General features: G+C 46.3%; 14 protein-coding genes. All 14 read right to left on the bottom strand.

Going from position 1 to position 17,774, the window contains the following annotated elements; all coding sequences use genetic code 11:
- Window positions 1-92: 92 nt before the first annotated feature.
- Window positions 93-1,283 (bottom strand): pyridoxal phosphate-dependent aminotransferase, encoded by a 1,191-nt coding sequence (locus V9W66_RS11860; RefSeq protein WP_144095378.1) that lies wholly within the window; start codon window positions 1,281-1,283, stop codon window positions 93-95.
- 156 nt (window positions 1,284-1,439) lie between these two features.
- Window positions 1,440-1,994: a phosphatase PAP2 family protein gene (locus V9W66_RS11855; RefSeq protein ID WP_144095376.1), complete on the bottom strand. Its 555-nt coding sequence runs from the start codon at window positions 1,992-1,994 to the stop codon at window positions 1,440-1,442.
- A 338-nt stretch (window positions 1,995-2,332) separates the two neighbouring features.
- On the bottom strand, window positions 2,333-3,007 hold the full coding sequence (locus V9W66_RS11850; RefSeq protein ID WP_022427340.1) for a V-type ATP synthase subunit D: 675 nt from the start codon (window positions 3,005-3,007) through the stop codon (window positions 2,333-2,335).
- 14 nt (window positions 3,008-3,021) lie between these two features.
- Window positions 3,022-4,395 carry a V-type ATP synthase subunit B gene (locus V9W66_RS11845; RefSeq protein ID WP_015526254.1) on the bottom strand — a complete coding sequence of 458 codons (1,374 nt, stop codon included), beginning with the start codon at window positions 4,393-4,395 and terminating at the stop codon, window positions 3,022-3,024.
- 1 nt (window position 4,396) lies between these two features.
- Window positions 4,397-6,166, bottom strand: a complete 1,770-nt coding sequence (locus V9W66_RS11840) for a V-type ATP synthase subunit A (RefSeq protein ID WP_144095374.1) — start codon at window positions 6,164-6,166, stop codon at window positions 4,397-4,399.
- Between the two features lie 24 nt (window positions 6,167-6,190).
- Entirely contained in the window at window positions 6,191-6,511 is a 321-nt protein-coding gene (locus V9W66_RS11835) for a V-type ATP synthase subunit F (RefSeq protein WP_021652678.1), read from the bottom strand.
- Window positions 6,504-7,475 carry a V0D/AC39 family V-type ATPase subunit gene (locus V9W66_RS11830; protein ID WP_118752864.1) on the bottom strand — a complete coding sequence of 324 codons (972 nt, stop codon included), beginning with the start codon at window positions 7,473-7,475 and terminating at the stop codon, window positions 6,504-6,506. Before V9W66_RS11830 ends, V9W66_RS11835 begins: the two co-directional genes overlap by 8 nt.
- A gap of 30 nt (window positions 7,476-7,505) precedes the next feature.
- Window positions 7,506-8,099, bottom strand: a complete 594-nt coding sequence (locus V9W66_RS11825) for a V-type ATP synthase subunit E (RefSeq protein WP_015526258.1) — start codon at window positions 8,097-8,099, stop codon at window positions 7,506-7,508.
- 20 nt (window positions 8,100-8,119) lie between these two features.
- The gene (locus V9W66_RS11820; RefSeq protein ID WP_015526259.1) at window positions 8,120-8,590 is read right to left on the bottom strand and encodes a V-type ATP synthase subunit K; all 471 of its coding nucleotides are present in this window, start codon (window positions 8,588-8,590) and stop codon (window positions 8,120-8,122) included.
- Window positions 8,591-8,594: 4 nt separating this feature from the next.
- Entirely contained in the window at window positions 8,595-10,601 is a 2,007-nt protein-coding gene (locus V9W66_RS11815) for a V-type ATP synthase subunit I (RefSeq protein WP_144095372.1), read from the bottom strand.
- Window positions 10,602-10,617: 16 nt separating this feature from the next.
- Complete coding sequence (locus tag V9W66_RS11810; RefSeq protein WP_144095370.1) at window positions 10,618-10,953, bottom strand: hypothetical protein; 336 nt, start codon at window positions 10,951-10,953, stop codon at window positions 10,618-10,620.
- 286 nt (window positions 10,954-11,239) lie between these two features.
- Complete coding sequence (locus tag V9W66_RS11805) at window positions 11,240-12,337, bottom strand: substrate-binding domain-containing protein (protein WP_144095368.1); 1,098 nt, start codon at window positions 12,335-12,337, stop codon at window positions 11,240-11,242.
- A gap of 140 nt (window positions 12,338-12,477) precedes the next feature.
- The gene (locus tag V9W66_RS11800; RefSeq protein ID WP_092069748.1) at window positions 12,478-13,176 is read right to left on the bottom strand and encodes an RluA family pseudouridine synthase; all 699 of its coding nucleotides are present in this window, start codon (window positions 13,174-13,176) and stop codon (window positions 12,478-12,480) included.
- Between the two features lie 2,311 nt (window positions 13,177-15,487).
- A complete protein-coding gene (locus V9W66_RS11795; RefSeq protein ID WP_144095366.1) occupies window positions 15,488-17,746 on the bottom strand; it encodes a hydratase in 2,259 nt (752 codons plus the stop codon).
- Between the last annotated feature and the right edge of the window lie 28 nt (window positions 17,747-17,774).

Below are 17,774 nucleotides of genomic sequence, written 5' to 3'. Positions count from 1 at the left end.
TGCTTATTCCCTCTTGCAAAAGATCCCCGATACAGGGCTGCATGAACAGACTGTACCGGGGATCTTTTATTCAACTGCTTTGTAATGATCGTTTATTTCAAGCCATACTCTGCTGCAAGTTTTTTAAATTCAGGAAGAGAATTCACAATTGTCTCATAGGATACACAATATGCAAGTCTCACATAACCGGGGCATGCGAAGGAACTTCCCGGTACCATAAGGATGTTATATTTCTTACCGGCTTCACAGAAGGCTTTTTCGTCTTCAACCGGAGATTTTACAAAAAGATAGAAGGCACCCTGTGGTTTGATGCACTCAAATCCGCATTCTTTCAGGCCATCATAAAGTGCCTGACGATTTTTATCATAAGCTGCAAGATCAGTCTTGGCGTCTACACATTTTGCAACTACCTTCTGGATCAGGGACGGTGCATTTACACAGCCAAGTGTACGGTTTGCAATGGTTGCTGCAGAGATCAGCTCTTCGCTTCCGTCTGCCTCATCAGGGATCACCAGATATCCGATACGTTCTCCCGGAAGGGAAAGAGATTTGCTGTAGGAATAGCCTACAACAGTATTGTTATAATATTTTGTCAGGTATGGGACCTCCACGCCATCATAAGCCAGCTCACGGTATGGCTCATCGGAAATCAGGTAGATCACGGTTCCGAACTCTTTCTGTTTTGCTTCCAGGATTGCGGAAAGCTTCTTGATCGTTTCTTCTGAATATACAACTCCGGTAGGATTGTGCGGAGTGTTTACGATAACCGCTCTTGTCTTCGGTGTGATCTTCTGCTCAAACTCAGCGAGATTTGGCTGGAAGGTTGTGGTATCCGGAGAGATTTCCACAAGGACACCATCATAATTGCGGACATATGCACCGTATTCCAGAAAATATGGCGCAAAAACGATCACCTCTTCTCCAGGATTCAGGATTGTTTTCAGGATCACATTCAGTCCGCTTGCAGCACCGACGGTCATGATCAGATTCTTTGCGGAAAATTTCGTATCGAAACGTCTGTTGAGGGATTCTGCGATGGTCTGGCGTACATCCTCAAAGCCTGCGTTGCTCATATATCCGTGAAGAACTGTCGGATCCGTAGTGTTTACAAGCTCGATAATTGCTTTGCGGACGCTGTCCGGTGCCGGTACACTTGGATTTCCCAGACTGAAATCAAAAACCTTGTCTGCGCCGTATTTCGCACGGAGGCGGTTTCCTTCCTCAAACATCATACGGATGGCGGAATTATTTTTTACGTAGGGTTTCATTTTTTCTGATATCATTTTGTGCTCTCTCCTTTTATCCGATTTTACAGGGTTTCTTATCATTATTTCTACCATAGTCAGAATCTGTTGTGCTGTCTACAATTTTACCCCGTCTTACTTCAGCGTGTCAATACTTTGTCCAGGTAAAGTGCTTCATATTTCCTATGGACAATGCTAGTGTACCTGTTTGTCTTCCGGTTTCGTTCGCACGATCCATACTGACAACGTGCTTCCCACCAGCGCGATCACGAATCCGGTCAGAATATCTGTCGGATAATGGACACCAAGATACAGTCTGGAAAATGCCACCAGTGCTGCCAGGACTACTGCCGGGATTCCGAATTTCTTCGGAAGCATCCGGAGCATTACCAGAGCAACGGCAAAGGATGCTGTGGTGTGACCTGACGGAAAAGAGAAATCCTTCGGTTTGGTGATCATGGGAATGAGAGCTTCGATTTCCGCAAAAGGCCTTGGTCTTGCCACTATATTTTTGAGAAGCAGGTTGGTAACGATCGCCCCGAAGATCAGGGACAAGGCTGCCGCATAGCCTGTTTTTCTTGTCTTTGGAACAGCAAGAAGCACAACTGCACAGAGGATCCAGAACCATCCTCCGTTTCCCAGAAATGTAACAGATTTCATAAATGGTGTCAGCATATCCATTCTTAAATATCGCTGGATCCGGAGAAGGATTTCTCCGTCCAGCTGTTGTATTGACTGTAAAATATTCATATACCTCTTACTGATCAGACGCTACCGCAATCTGCTTTGCCATCTGTTCATAGCCATGCAGCTGCCCGGCAGTTTACCTGGTCAGATCAGCTTTCTCCTCTTTCTTTATTTTTCAGCAGACAGAGCAGCTTTCTTTTATATCTCTGCATCTGCAGCTGTCTGATTTACCTCTTATCTATTATACTGTATTTTTCTTGATTTTCTGATAACAAAAGCTAAATATTTTATAAATAAAACGCCCCTGTACTGCCGAAATTTCACACAGTACAGGGACATCTCCTTCCCGTTACTTAAAACTTTCTATATAAACTTTTCTTTTCTTTCAGGATGGCTGCGCTTTACGCTCCGCGCTCTGCCTCCCGCTCCTTATAATGATGTGCCTCCTCCAGCATCATATCTTTCACCTTCATCAGTCGGATCTGAGTACTTCTCTCGTTCTCATCCAGCTTCATGGTGATGTATTTAATGTTCGCCCGGGCTTCCGGTATGATGACATGCTCCAGGGCATTTACACGACGCCTTGTTTTTTCGATCTCGGAAGCCATAAGCTGACAGGCCTTTTCCACTTCTGCCAGACGAAGCATATCCGGCAGGATGTCTGCCAGGGATTTTACCGCTCCGTCCAGATCACTGGATGTAAAAGCAAAGCCATAGGAATAGATATCGTTAGCATCCGGTGTTCTTGTTTTGTATTCAAAAACAGGAATATCCACACTCATGACATTCTTTTTTCCGGTTTCCAGATAAACTTCCTGCTTGGGAGCCATCAGTGCCGTATTCAGCGTCTCTTCCGACATTCCTGCTTTTGCAATGACAAAATTGGTGTTGGCGCTTCGGATACCGGCTTCTACTTTTTTTCGCAGCTCCATATTCTCCCGTACCAGATCCAGGAACTGTCTCATCAGCTCGTCCCGCTTATCCTTCAGAAGCTTATGGCCACGTACTGCAGTCACCAGCTTCTTTTTCTGCTTCGTAAGCTCCATACGGGTAGGATTCACCTGTGTTGATGCCACAAATCATCCCCCCTTTATACTTTTCCGTAATACTGATCAAGGAATTTGTCATCGATACGTTTCAGCTCGCTTCTCGGAAGAATGGAAAGCAGCTTCCAGCCGATGGCCAGTGTTTCCTCAATATCACGGTTAGCCTGATAGCCCTGGGAAACATATTCCTTCTCGAAAGCATCCGCAAATTTTGCATAGATCAGGTCAATGTCGGAGAGAGCTGCCTCACCAAGAATAGTCATCAGCTCTTTGGCCTCTTTACCACGGGCATATGCGGCAAACAGCTGGTTCATGGTGTTTGCATGGTCTGCTCTTGTCTTGCCTTCACCGATACCCTTATCCTTCAGTCGTGACAGAGACGGAAGAACATCGATGGGCGGTGTGATTCCCTTACGGTAAAGCTCACGGCTCAGGATGATCTGTCCCTCTGTGATGTAACCGGTAAGGTCCGGGATCGGATGGGTCTTATCATCCTCAGGCATAGTCAGGATCGGAACCATGGTGATACTTCCTGATTTTCCTTTCTGACGGCCTGCGCGCTCATAAAGAGAAGCAAGATCTGTGTACATATATCCGGGATATCCGCGGCGTCCCGGAACCTCCTTACGAGCTGCGGAAACCTCACGGAGAGCATCCGCATAGTTTGTGATATCCGTAAGGATTACCAATACGTGCATGTCTTTTTCGAAGGCAAGATATTCAGCCGCTGTCAGTGCCATTCGCGGAGTAGCGATACGCTCAACAGCCGGGTCATTTGCCAGGTTCACAAACAGAACAGTACGATCTATAGCTCCGGTTTCCTTAAAGCTCTCTACAAAAAAGTTTGACTCCTCGAAAGTGATACCCATGGCTGCAAATACAACGGCAAACTGCTCATCTTTTCCGCGAACCTTCGCCTGTCTTGCGATCTGTGCCGCAAGCTGTGCATGGGGAAGACCGGATGCGGAGAAGATCGGAAGCTTCTGTCCGCGTACCAGGGTGTTCAGGCCGTCAATCGCAGATACACCCGTCTGGATAAACTCCTCCGGATAGCTTCTGGCTGCCGGATTCATGGGAAGTCCGTTGATATCTCTTCTCTCTTCCGGAAGGATCTCCGGGCCGTCATCAATGGGACGTCCCAGTCCGTCAAAAACACGACCCAGCATATCGCCGGATACACCAAGCTCCATGCTCCGTCCCAGGAAACGTACCTTGCTGTTGGAAAGATTGATACCTGTGGAGCTCTCAAACAGCTGCACCAGAGCATTGCTTCCGTCGATCTCCAGAACACGGCATCTTCTTGTTTCGCCATCGGCAAGCTCGATCTCACCAAGCTCGTCAAATGCCACATCTTCAACGCCCCGTACCAGCATCAAAGGGCCGGCAACTTCCTGTATGGTCCTATATTCTTTTGGCATTTTACAGGCCCTCCTTTCCCAGAAGTTCTGCAGTCTCTGCTGCCAGCTGGTGGGTTACTTTCTCATATTCTGCTGCCAGCTGATCTTCTTTTGTATATTTATAACGGCCAATCTGCTCACGTACCGGAAGCTTTACGATATCATTGATATCTGCGCCCTGTTTCAGCACATCCAGACCCGCATCATAAAATGCAAGTACCAGACGCATCATATTGTGCTGTTTTTCCAGAGATGTGTAGGTATCGATCTCGTGAAAAGAGTTCTGGTGGAGGAAATCCTCTCGGATGGAACGGGCTGCTTCCATTTTCAGTCGGTCACCCGGTGAAAGCGCATCCATACCTACCATCTTTACGATTTCTTCCAGCTCTGCCTCTTCCTGAAGAAGGGTCATCATTCTCTGACGGAGCTTCATCCAGTCATTCGCTACATTTTCGTCAAACCATCCGCCAACGCTGTCCAGATACAGAGAATAACTGGTCAGCCAGTTGATCGCCGGGAAATGACGTTTGTATGCAAGGTTTGCGTCCAGTCCCCAGAATACCTTTACGATTCGAAGTGTCGCCTGAGAAACCGGCTCGGAGATATCACCACCTGGAGGAGATACGGCGCCGATCGCTGTCAGGGCACCCTCTCTTCCGTCTTTTCCACTGCAGATCACATGTCCGGCACGCTCATAGAACTGTGCAAGACGGGAACCAAGATATGCAGGATAACCCTCCTCGCCTGGCATCTCCTCCAGTCGTCCGGACATCTCACGGAGAGCCTCAGCCCATCTGGAAGTAGAATCTGCCATCAATGCTACGGAATATCCCATATCACGGAAATACTCCGCAATTGTAATACCTGTATAGATCGACGCCTCACGAGCTGCAACCGGCATATCTGAGGTATTGGCAATCAGAACCGTACGCTCCATCAGAGACTGTCCTGTTTTCGGATCCTTCAGCTCCGGGAACTCGTTCAGAACGTCTGTCATCTCATTTCCACGCTCACCGCAGCCGATATAGACCACGATATCCGCCTCAGCCCATTTTGCAAGCTGATGCTGGATAACCGTCTTGCCGCTTCCGAACGGGCCGGGAACTGCTGCCACACCACCCTTGGCAATAGGGAACATGGTATCAATAACACGCTGTCCTGTTACCAGAGGCTTGGCCGGCGGAAGTTTCTTCTTATATGGACGGCCACGTCGTACCGGCCAGTGCTGCATCAGGGTCAGCTCTTTATCGCCGTCTGCTGTGGAAAGAACTGCAACGGTCTCATCCACGGTAAACTCGCCGGATTTAATTTCCTTCAGAGTACCTTTCATATTGGGAGGTACCATGATCTTCTGTGTAACAACGATAGTCTCCTGAACGGTTCCAAGAACATCGCCGCCCTCCAGCTGCTCTCCCACCTTCGCAGCCGGAACGAAATTCCATTTTTTGTCCCGCTTCAGGGCAGGAACCTCAACGCCTCGTTTCAGGTTGTTGCTGCCTGCTACCTTCATGATGTCATCCAGCGGACGCTGGATTCCATCGTAAATGCTTGTAATAAGGCCAGGACCAAGTTCCACGGAAAGGGGCACCTCCATGGACTCTACCGGTTCTCCCGGACGAAGTCCTGAGGTCTCCTCATATACCTGTATGGAAGCCTCATCTTCATGCATCTCAATGATCTCACCGATCAGACGCTGGCTGCTTACACGAACCACGTCATACATATTTGCATCCCGCATACCCTTGGCAATTACCAGCGGTCCTGCCACCTTCTTAATGGTTCCTCTGCTCATCTGAACCAATCACCTGCTTTCTTGTCACTCATTACTGAAAAGAATATCGGAGCCAACTGCCGTCTCCACGGATTTCTTTACATTTTCGATACCTGCACCTGTATTTCCGGAAATTCCGGGAATCTGAATGATCGCAGGCATCAGCTCCTCACTGTATTTACTGATCTCTGCGGAAAGCTGGGCCGCCAGCTGTTCCGTAATATAAATAACCGCATATTCACCGGCCGCCAGACGGTTAAGCTTCTCTTTACCTTCTGCAGGATCCTCCACCGGAAAAGTATCAAGGCCAAGAGCCGCAAACCCGTAAATGCTGTTATAATCACCTAAAACTGCGATCTTATACATACATTTCCCTTGCCCTTTCCCGGATAAACTCTTCCGGAAGGCCGCTGCGCTTTCCGGTGAGAATGATCCGCACCGTCTTGATCTCATTTTCACGGGCAAGCACATAGGCTACCAGCGGTCCCAGTGAAAATGAATTGTACAGCTGAGGGCGGATGGTCTCCATGATCTGGTTATCACACCATCTCTCAAAAGCGGAAGCTGATTCCGCCAGTGCCAGAGCTCCGTCCCCATATTTCGTTTCTGCCAGATAACCCATGATCTGATCCATTCCGCTTACTGCCGCGTGGATCAGTCTCTCCTTATCCAGTGTGTCACATTCTGCCATGGCTTTTTTCATAAAGTCCGAACTTTTTCCTGTTTTGCAGGCCCGGACTGCGATCCGGATATCTGCTACCGCTACCGTGGATTCCGCATACTGCCGGACGATCTCTTCTTTTGACCGTTCTCCGGCTTTTTTTATGGCATCCAGTGCTGCCCTGTCTACGATAATATCCGCAAGCTGTCCGTCTCTTGTGTGCAAAAAGGTCTCATAGGCTTCTCTTGCCGCTTCCCGCATATCCTCAGGAAAACGATCATATTCCTTATCTGTCAGGAATTTCACCATATCCTCTCCGTCAATGGAACAGTCGCTGAAAAAAATATTCGGCGCTGCCCCCTGCAGGATGCTTGCCTTCACAGCCGCTTTCAGATTATGGAAAAGATCCTGATAAGAAAGAACAGAAAAAACAGATCGGTCCGCTACCAGCGAATCCATGATCTCCCAGATCTTTTCTCTCTCCCGGGAAAGAATGGCGTCCGCACCGGCTGCAGGATCACCGTTTCCCCAGCCCTTCTCTGTAAGGATCTGAAGGCACTGCTGCTCATCCTGACATGCCAGAAGCTGCTCGATCGCCGCCTGATTCAGAAGTCCGGTCTCCAGAACACGTATCCTCGCCACCGCATAGGCATAATCTTCACCAAACATCATTCACGCCCTCCTTTTTGCGATGGTGTTTTACGCAAACAAAATCTTTCTTACCTGATCCAGAAGCTCATCCCGCTTCTCTGCGAACATGGCATCAATAGAACAGTTTTCCTCAATGCCGCCGTATATCAGGATAAAACCTCCGTCTATGTTTCGGGTTTCACCGGAAATTTCCAGCACACCACCTTTTTTTTGTGCCAGGCTCTTTATTTCCTCACGAAAACCTGCCGGCATACGTTCCAGATCCTTTTTTGAAAAACAGATCTCTCCTTCTCTTGGAAGAAGATATTTCTCAGCCATATTCTTAAGGATCCCAAAATATTTTTCTTCATCCAGATTCTTCACACGGTCACAGGCATCTGCGATCACATTTCCGATCAGCTCCTGCTTGGCTGCAAGAACTGCGGTACGCTTCTTCATATCTGCGGCGGAAGCTGTCCGCTCTTCATAGCTTTTCACCTTTGCCCTGGACTGTTCTTCTCTCTGCTGCCGGATCTTATCTGCCTTTTCTCCGGCTTCCCTGAGGATCTCTGCGGCTTTTTTTTCCGCATCACTGATCGTAACGGCTGCAGAAGCATCGGCCTCTTCAAGAATCTGGCTTACCATCTTCTCTAATCCTGTCATGCTCTGCCCCTCCTGATGAATCAAACCTGAATTCCGCTGACTGCAAGAATGGAGATCAGAAGAGCCAGAATCGCATATGTCTCAACCATTGCAGGGAAAAGCATGGCTTTACCGAACTGCTCCGGCTTCTTGGCTACAATACCGATGGAAGCTACGGAAGTTTTTCCCTGATGGATCGCAGAAAGAAGACCTGCGATAGCGATCGGAAGACAAGCCACAAAGATCATAAGACCGGTTTCCAGGGAAATATCAGCAACACCGCCGCCCAGGATACCAACCTTGGAAAGTGCAAGGAATGCTACCAGCAGTCCGTAAATACCCTGCGTACCGGGAAGAAGCTGAAGAAGCAGAACCTTGGCAAATTTGTCCGGGTCTTCTGTTACAACGCCTGCTGCTGCACGTCCGGCTGTACCAACACCGATGGCGGAACCTATACCTGCAAGAGCTACGGAAATTGCTGCTCCCAATAATGCCCAAACGATACCACTCATAATATTAATCCTCCTTAATATCTACATATTTTGTATTTTCGCGGAAGGGGTGGAACTCTTTTCCTCCGCCCTCAAAGAATTTGCCGAAAAACTCTACATACTGTAATCGGCAGGTGTGCACGTATGCACCCAGAAGATTGATCAGAAGGTTAAAGATATGACCAATCACAAATACAAGAATAAATACGATCCATCCCAGAATACTGTCTCCCAGCATACTTCCCATCTGGTTCATAACTGATGCGATAACTCCGGTGGCAAGTCCCAGGGCCAGAAGTCTGGAATAGGAAAGGATATCACTGACCCATCCCGTGATATTGTAAAGATCATAGGCTCCAAGCGCCAGCCTCAGGAATGGATTCTTCTTATCTCTTCCTGACATGAAGAGAATTCCCACCGCACCGATGAGCGCCATCCATTTTCCGACCTGTATCACTGCCGGTGAAAGGTTCAGATCCATCTGAGAAATAGAACGGAACATGCTGCTTGGGATAAAGATCAGGATCAGTCCCATAAGAAGCAGGAACCAGAGTACTACGTCACAGAAAAAGTCGAGATATTTTCTGTCACGTAACAGCATGTAGCCCTTAAGACCCATTCCAAGAAACATATGGATCAGGCCAAACAGCATGGAGAACACCAGAAGTCGCATTGGCTCATTTAACGGTGCAAACCATACCGGCTTCACCGTGATCGGCCTGTGCAGATATACCCTCGAAAATACATCGATAAAATCTCCGAAATATCCGCCAAACATTACGCCCCAGAACAAAGTGGACAATCCGCAATACATAAAAAGCCGAATGGATTTCTGCATTCCGCTCTCCATCCTGGGGAACTTCAGAAGTACTCCCAGACAAACTGCAAAGACGATCAGTCCATATGCTGCGTCTGACAGCATCAGTCCGAAAAGAAATACATAGCAGGCTGTCATGATCGTGGAAGGATCGATCTCTCCCTTTCCGGGAAGACCAAAAGCTGCCAGAACTCCCTCTCCTGCTGCTCCGAATTTACCGTTCTGAAGGGCAACCGGAACATTTTCTCCCTCAGCATCTTCTGCTTCAAAAACAATATCGTACTTCTCCGTAAGCCGTTTCTCCATTGCAGGAACCTGTTTCTTCGGAAGATATCCTGTCACAAAAAAAGTGCTCTCCGACTGGCGGAGCTGTCCTAATACCTCATATTTCTGTGCACGGATCCGGAAATAATCGGACAAAAGCTGAAGAGAGCTCTTCCTGTCGTGAAGAGCGCGTATCTGTTCCCGAATCTGTTCGGACTCTTCCTGAATGCGTACCACTTCATTCTTAAGGTTCTCCAGCTCCTGTGCCGGAACCTCTGATACCAGCTGTGCCGGTCTTGCAAATCCCTGCATCCGAAGCGCTTCTTCCAGTTCCTGTGCCTGTGCTTTCAGACAGACAGCCACCAGGCTCAGCTTACCGGCGTCATTTGAGATTTCCCGAATGTCAAAGGCTTCAAGCTGCGGTGCGTCCGCTGCCAGCTGACTGTATACCTGATCCAGAGTTATATTTCCGTCAATACTTCCCACAAGTACCGCTGCTTTCGCTGTACCACTGAAGTTCATCGGAATATCCAGCTTCAGCCATGGAGCAAGAGCTGCTTCCTGCTGTTCTAGCTTAACTGCCGCCGCACTGTTCTCTGTAAGCTTCTTCCGGTATCCCTGGATTTCTCTGGCTGTTCTCAGGATCTCTTCCTGATCCCGGATAGCTTCTTCCTCCTGCTTCCTTCCGATCAGCGGTTTCCCTGCCAGGGATGCCAGCATGGATTGCTTTTCCTTCGAAAATTCATCCAGTATTTCGATTGCCTGATCACAAAGGGATGCGTTCTTCTCAAAGATCAGCCGGGCATTCATAGTATCCATCGTCTTAAGCTCCGGATCCAATTCCGCTGCATCGATCTCCAATACTCCAAGTGACTGCAGTTCTTCCAATATGGCCTTACGGTTCTTTTTCATTGCGCAGATACTGATTCGCTGCATCTGCAATACTGCCATTTTCGCACTCCCCCTCTCAGAACAAACTGTCCATTACTGCCTGGATAGCCTGCTCGTGCTTCGACTCCGCTTTCTTTTTCAAAGCTGCAAGCTCCTCCTCTACTTGTCCAACGACAGTGTTCTCTGTACTGTGTGCACGTTCCTCGGCCGCTTTCATATCAGATGCCGCCTGTTCGCCGGCGGCTGTTTCCGTCTTTCTGATAATATTCTCTGCCTCTTTCTCAGCTTCGCTGATGATACTCTGTGCACGGACGGATGCCTCCTTTATCTTCTGCTGTGCTTTTGCCTCCGCCTCTTTCACTGCCTTGATCGTTTCCTGGATCATCTGATCACCGCCTCTCTGCATATCCAAATTGTACCACAATCGCTTTTTCAAAACAATGTTTATTATGCAATTTAACGAGAAATTTATTTGTATTGTGTCAAAAAATCGTCATATATGTTATATTTTTGCCATTTTTTCGCACACTTTTTATTTGTTTATTCTATTCATATTTTTTATTTTTATTCAAAAAAGCCATCAGCCCGATGAAAATGTTTTTTACATCTTCATCGGGCTGATGGCTTTCAGTTATGAACAGACGGTGAATGCGGACTAACCTACTCACCCGACCTACAGTGGCTATCTGTTCTATTTGTTAATTGTACAGGTAATTTGCAATGTCTTCGCTTTTGATATTCTCAGCATCGATCCATACCGGATCAAGTAAAACCTTCTTATCAATCTTTGTTTCCTTCTTCGGTGCAGTAGACTGAATAGCCGCCCACATGGTCTGATATCCCATCGCATAAGGATTCTGTGAAAGCACTCCCAGTTCTTCCCCTTTCTGGATTGCTTCCTGCTGTTTGCTAGTTGCATCTACGCCTACCATAGCAACTTTATTTTCTCCTGTGTCCTTATTTACCTCCAGAAACATTTCAGAAACCTCGGCATTGGTGCAGAAAACGCCATCCAATGCCGGATATTTATCCAGAACTTCCTTCATGGCTTCCTTCATATCATCAACCTGGTCAGAATATACGGTTTCCACCACTTTAATATCCGTATAATTTGCAATATTATCCAGAAATCCCTTTACACGTTCCTGCGCGCTCTGTGTTTTCTCCTGTGCGGAAAAAACAGCCACATTTCCCATTTTTCCAATGGCGCTGCCAAGCTTATATGCTGCATATTTGCCAATCTGTGTATTGTCTGTTCCACGGAAAGCTCTGACCAGCTTCGTATCACTGACATTGGAATCAAATGCGACCACCGGAATTCCGTTCTCTTTCGCTGCTTCCAGCTGTGCCTGACAGGAATCCACATCTCCGGCAGAAAGACACACTACAGATGGATTCTCAGCGATTACTGCATCAAGAGTATTGATCTGACTTTCTACGTCCTCTTCATCATCCGGACCCTCAAAGGTCATCGTGATCTGCTTGTCTTTTTTGAAACCATACGCCTCATTTACATCCTTGACAGCAGCTTCCATTCCTTCTTTTACTTTATTCCAGAACTCGCCTTTTTTGCTTTTGCTGACAACAGCTATTCTGGCACCTTCTTCAATAGAAAGAGTGTCATCAATCTCAGGGATCAGCGGGCTTTTTTCTTCTTCCACTTCGGTTGCTTCAGGGGTTTCCTGGACATCTGCTACAATCGGTGCAACAAGCTTTTCTACTTCTTCTTTCTGACAGCCTGTCAGCAGGGTTGCCACAGCCAACAAGGCTGCTGACGCTACTGCAGCTTTTTTCATTGTAATCTCCTCTTCCTCGCCGGTTACTGTTCTTTATCGTCTGCCTTGTCCGTCCACAGTAACTTATACTTTACAAAAATCTTACATTTGGTTACTTGCTTTTTACATTATACACTTTTTCGTATTTCCGTCCAGAGTTTTTACACTTTTTTCACAAAATCCAGAAACGCACTTCCCTGTGGCTCTGTTTCAAACTTCATCATTTTTCCTGTTCTGGGGTGTTTGAATTCCAGACAACTGGAACAAAGTCCCAGTGATGTACCTTTTTCTCCCGAAGGATTATATTTCCGGTCTCCAAGAAGGGGCAGTCCCTCATGAGAGAGCTGCACACGGATCTGATGATGCCGACCTGTTTCCAGCCTGATCTTAAGAAGTGTCCGGGATTTTCCGTTTATCTCCTGCTGATCCAGAACTTTATAGTGAAGGATCGCTTTTTTTGCTCCCGGTGTATTGGCAGACACCACCTGAGACATGTTGGCTTTTCCATTTTTTTTCAGATAGTCTGTAAGAGTCCCTTCTGAGCTCTTTGCTTTTCCCTCCGTTACTGCCAGGTAATATTTTCCGGCGCCTCCTGCCATCATCTGTTTACTCAAATTTCCTGCTGCTTCGGATGTTTTCGCAAATACAAGAATGCCTTCTACCGGCTGATCAAGGCGATGTACTACTCCCAGATATGGGATCTTTCCCGGTGTTTTTTGTGCCAGATAATTTTTCAGGGCACTTTCCATATCCATTGTTCCTATTTTTGCTGCCTGCACCGGCATTCCTGCTGTTTTTCTGCACACAAGGATCTCTTTGTCTTCATATAAAATATTTTCTTCAATCTGATAATTCCACATATTTTCTCATCTTACTTCCTTTCTCACAGAAGTATAACTGATGATGTTTTTGATGGCAACTGATAAATATAACTGTTCGAAAAATCTCTGACCGAAAATTTTGCTCTCTGCTCGGATCATATTATTTTATCTAGGACTTTTCGGAACGGTTATATACTTAATATATGCAATCTTATATACACAACGAGACGGTCATCACTTTTTTTACTTTTACAGTTTCCAAAAATGATGACCGTCTCAACACTCTTCGTTATTCAATTTTTCTTCCTCTTCGTTCTTTCGAATAAAGTTTTCTTGTTATACTTATTATACTTATCAATCGAAATCTTTGATTTTATATACTTTATAAAATAATTTCGATTCTCTTTATTCAATTTTGAAATTTTTCTTTTTCAGATTCTCTCTTCTTTTTTATTTCCTGCTCATAAACGACTGATATATGTAAGTATATCTCTTCGATTATTTAGAAAGTTTTATAGATCAGAAATCATTTTTTACGATGTTTGATTTCCTGTTTATCTGAAGAATTTCGGTGGTTATACTTTTTCCTGTTCACTAAACAATTCTGGGCTTAACTTCTTAAATTCAAAACCATTTGTCATCTCTGTACTTTGCGATCTGCTGATTCAAATCGACCTGTTGGGATTTTCTCCTCTGCAGTTCTTTAAAGTATCCTGGAAAAAGTTCCTGCCCGATTCTTCTGTTTTTAATATCCTCTCAGATATTCTTCTGATGCAAAGCTTCAATCCATATCCTAATGGTTCTGATATGCATTTCAAAGTATCGTTCTCATCTTCACGTTTGTTCTTGGAATCTCTTCTTTCCAACGAACCGGTGAGTTGAGGGTTTTACTCTTTCGGGAAATATTTCTTTACATATTTCCTGAAATCTTTGTATCAGGTGTGTGACAGTTGTTCAATATGAGTTACCGATTCTATATTACCTGAAATACTGATTTCCTTTTGTTTCTGATTTCTTAAAATATAAGTAAGATTTAAGAGGATCTTATTTATATTTCATAAAAGAAACTTCTGTTTTCTTAAGGTGTATCATATGTGATCTGTATCAGGTCTTTCTTGCAGGAAATCCGGTTCCTGTCACTCTCATATTGATGATGGTGTTTGTTTATGTTCCCACTGGAATCACCTTTTCCTTTCTTCATCCTTCATGTGCATCTATGCTATGAATTGAATGATTTTCTTTTTTTGTTTTTCTCTTGTTGTTTTTGATGGTCTTATAATAACATCGTTGCGGGTATTTGTCAATACATTTTTGTGTTTTTATGCTATTATTTTTATTTATTTGTTTTGTTATGTGTCTATATTTTATAATTTGTTTGTATTTTTTATTATTTTCTGTTAATTTGTACTATTGTGAGGTTGTGAAGGTAGGGTATATGTCGCGAACGGACGGCCGTGAAGGACGGGCGGGGCGGGTGAGGCTTCGGAGGTCTAGTGCTTCTAAGGCTGCGGGGATTCTGCTAAAACCGCTGAAAAAATCCCAGAACTCGCTGACGCTCAAACAGCTGGGATTTTTCCAGCAACGCAGCCTCCCCGCGGCCTAAGAAGTACTACGACTCCTGCAGAGTCACCCGCCCCGCCCGTCCTTCACGACCTGACTTTCGAACATGGAAAGTTAGTTAGAAAAGTTTCTGTGGGACTGTATTGGCCCTGCAAACATTGCAATGTTTGTACTTTACAATGTTTGTACTTTGCAATGTTTGCAGGGGATTGAGATAAACTTTATTCGAAAGAACGAAGAGGAAGAAAAATTGAATAACGAAGAGTGTTGAGACGGTCATCATTTATTAAGCTTTTCTTGATATTTTTACCGGGGCTGGGGTTTGTCTCTGGGAATGTCAGCGTGAGGTGTCCTGTGGGGAGCAGGGGCTTCGGAGTGAGCCTTTGGTCATACTTGGCGTCTGAGGTGACCTGTGGAAAGGTATTCTGCGGATACAGGCCGCAGAATAAGGCCCATCTGTCTGAGCCAGGTACGCATCAGCGTACATGGCGAGTTATGGGCCGGCCTTTTCACAGGTCACCTCAGACGCTTAGTATGACCAGGCGAAACGACAGCCTCTGCTCCCCACAGGACACCTCACGCGTCCGCATCGTCATAAGTATCCACAACCCTAAAAACTTCCCACAACCACACCTCTAAAAGTAAAAAAGCAGACCGGCAACCTCGATCAAAACGGTCACCAGTCTGCAAAACAGCACGGAAATTCTTAAATTACTATATTCCGCTCTGCAGCATATTCATGAACACAGCTCCAACGCCTTCACGCTCTACATATGTTCAATCCCTGCATCTATTTACGATTATAATTGATCAGACAACCCTTAAGGATGATCTCTCTCTCATCATCTGTCAGCTCACCCAGAGTTACATCGAACTCCTTCAGAGCGTCACCTTCAACAGTATATCCCTTGATCACGTCTGCTTTTTCCTCAACCGCCTTGCGGATTCCCGGGAAGAACAGATAATCACCGTTCTTGAACGGAAGATCTCCGGACGGGATCAGGAATGGAAGCATACCCCAGTTGATCAGATTGGAACGATACCTCTTGGTTGCATACTCATTGGCAATGTTTGCCCAGCCGCCAAGTACCTTCTGGCAGGATGCAGCCTGCTCTCTTGCGGAACCATCGCCAGGTTTCACTGCAAAGATAGTGCTTCCTACGCCAAGGTTTGTCTTATCAACATCCGGATAGGATTTATGGATGGTTTCCATAACCGGTTTCAGTTCCGGAACTGCCTCAGCCGGGCACTGACCTGCCTGAATCGCCTTCTGTGCTGCCTGGATCTCTTTTGCACGGCCAACATAAGCCGGATCCTTTCTGGACAGTGTGAACTCTGCAAGTCCAAGCGGATTGGAACGGTAGGAGGATGTCTCACCGGACGGAATCAGCTCGTCAGTGGTAGTAACCGGATCGTGGATCTCGGAAACAACCTTCAGGATCAGGTTGTCTGCAAGTGCAGCCATCTCCGGCCAGTCTTTGATATTCGGTCCAAACTGGATCTCTACGCTTGGATCTGCCACGCCCTTGCTGTCAAATACACGGTTCTCGTAGATAGACTTATCGAAGTAGTATTTATGCTCGGAATAGTTTCCGTCAAACTCCTCTGCTGAGGTAAGGAATCCCTTGTTTGCTGCTGTAGCTGCAATGGAACGTGCATCCATAAGTGCAACCGAAGAGATCTGACCGTTCTGGATCTTGGAGCCTTCACGGTTCGGGAAGTTTCTGGTTGTATGACGGATACTGAATGCATTGTTTGCAGGTGTATCTCCGGCGCCGAAGCACGGTCCGCAGAATGCAGTTTTCACAACTGCGCCTGTTCCGATCAGTTCTGCAAGAACACCATTCTTAGCCAGTTCCATGTAGATTGGAGTACTTGCCGGATATACACTTAAGGTGAAGGCATCATAGCCGATATTTTTGCCCTTGAGGATATCTGCTGCAGCGCAGATATTCTCGAATCCACCGCCTGCACAGCCGGCGATGATTCCCTGCTCAACATAAAGCTTGCCATCAACTACCTTGTCTCTCAATGTGAACGGAATCTTTCCGTCAAGGCTTACCTGTGCTCTCTTCTCCACATCTGCAAGGATATCGTCAAGGTTTGCCTTCAGCTCATCGATGGTGTAGGTGTTACTTGGGTGGAACGGCATTGCGATCATTGGTTTGATCTCACTGAGGTCGATCTCCACACAGCCGTCATAGTATGCAACGTTGCCCGGTTTCAGTTCTTTGTAATCCTCCGGTCTTCCGTGGATCGCATAGAATTCCTCGATCTTCGCATCTGTCTGCCAGATGGAGGAAAGACATGTGGTTTCTGTTGTCATAACATCAACACCGATACGGAAATCTGCGCTTAAGCTGGCAACGCCTGGTCCAACGAACTCCATAACCTTATTCTTCACATAGCCGTTGGCAAAAACCTCGCCGATGATGGCAAGCGCAACATCCTGCGGTCCTACACCCGGACGTGGAGCACCTTTCAGATAAATAGCAACTACTCCTGGCATATTAATATCGTATGTCTGGCAGAGAAGCTGTTTTACAAGCTCCGGTCCGCCCTCTCCCATAGCCATGGTTCCAAGTGCTCCGTATCTTGTATGACTGTCGGAGCCGAGAATCATCTTTCCGCCTCCTGCAAGCATTTCTCTTGCAAACTGATGGATAACTGCCTGATGAGGCGGTACATAAACTCCGCCGTACTTTTTGGCACAGGTGAGACCAAACATGTGGTCATCTTCATTGATGGTTCCGCCTACTGCACAGAGGGAGTTATGGCAGTTGGTCAGTACATATGGTACCGGGAACTTCTCAAGTCCTGAAGCTCTTGCAGTCTGGATGATTCCCACAAATGTGATATCATGGGAAGTCAGTTTATCGAATTTGATCTGAAGTTTCTCCATGTTATCGGATTTATTATGAGCCTTGAGAATAGAATATGCGATGGTATTCTTAGCAGCCTCTTCTTTCGCTACAGGCAGATCAGCCTGGTTCTCGGGAATGATTTCCTGTCCGTTCTGAAGATAAACGCCGGTATCGTAAAGTTTCATTTCGGTTCCTCCAATCTGTAATGATTCT

The organism is Blautia massiliensis (ex Durand et al. 2017), assembly GCF_051861785.1.
GTDB lineage: Bacteria > Bacillota > Clostridia > Lachnospirales > Lachnospiraceae > Blautia_A > Blautia_A luti_A.
Note: the sequence above shows the minus strand (reverse complement) of the source record. Positions and strands in the feature narration are given on the sequence as shown.

What these genes read in the sequence shown, in the direction of transcription:
- V9W66_RS11860 (WP_144095378.1), bottom strand. Translation starts at nt 1,283, where the DNA reads ATGATATCAGAAAAAATGAAACCCTACGTAAAAAATAATTCCGCCATC.
- V9W66_RS11855 (WP_144095376.1), bottom strand. Translation starts at nt 1,994, where the DNA reads ATGAATATTTTACAGTCAATACAACAGCTGGACGGAGAAATCCTTCTC.
- V9W66_RS11845 (WP_015526254.1), bottom strand. Translation starts at nt 4,395, where the DNA reads ATGCCAAAAGAATATAGGACCATACAGGAAGTTGCCGGCCCTTTGATG.
- V9W66_RS11840 (WP_144095374.1), bottom strand. Translation starts at nt 6,166, where the DNA reads ATGAGCAGAGGAACCATTAAGAAGGTGGCAGGACCGCTGGTAATTGCC.
- V9W66_RS11835 (WP_021652678.1), bottom strand. Translation starts at nt 6,511, where the DNA reads ATGTATAAGATCGCAGTTTTAGGTGATTATAACAGCATTTACGGGTTT.
- V9W66_RS11830 (WP_118752864.1), bottom strand. Translation starts at nt 7,475, where the DNA reads ATGTTTGGTGAAGATTATGCCTATGCGGTGGCGAGGATACGTGTTCTG.
- V9W66_RS11825 (WP_015526258.1), bottom strand. Translation starts at nt 8,099, where the DNA reads ATGACAGGATTAGAGAAGATGGTAAGCCAGATTCTTGAAGAGGCCGAT.
- V9W66_RS11820 (WP_015526259.1), bottom strand. Translation starts at nt 8,590, where the DNA reads ATGAGTGGTATCGTTTGGGCATTATTGGGAGCAGCAATTTCCGTAGCT.
- V9W66_RS11815 (WP_144095372.1), bottom strand. Translation starts at nt 10,601, where the DNA reads ATGGCAGTATTGCAGATGCAGCGAATCAGTATCTGCGCAATGAAAAAG.
- V9W66_RS11805 (WP_144095368.1), bottom strand. Translation starts at nt 12,337, where the DNA reads ATGAAAAAAGCTGCAGTAGCGTCAGCAGCCTTGTTGGCTGTGGCAACC.
- V9W66_RS11800 (WP_092069748.1), bottom strand. Translation starts at nt 13,176, where the DNA reads ATGTGGAATTATCAGATTGAAGAAAATATTTTATATGAAGACAAAGAG.
- V9W66_RS11795 (WP_144095366.1), bottom strand. Translation starts at nt 17,746, where the DNA reads ATGAAACTTTACGATACCGGCGTTTATCTTCAGAACGGACAGGAAATC.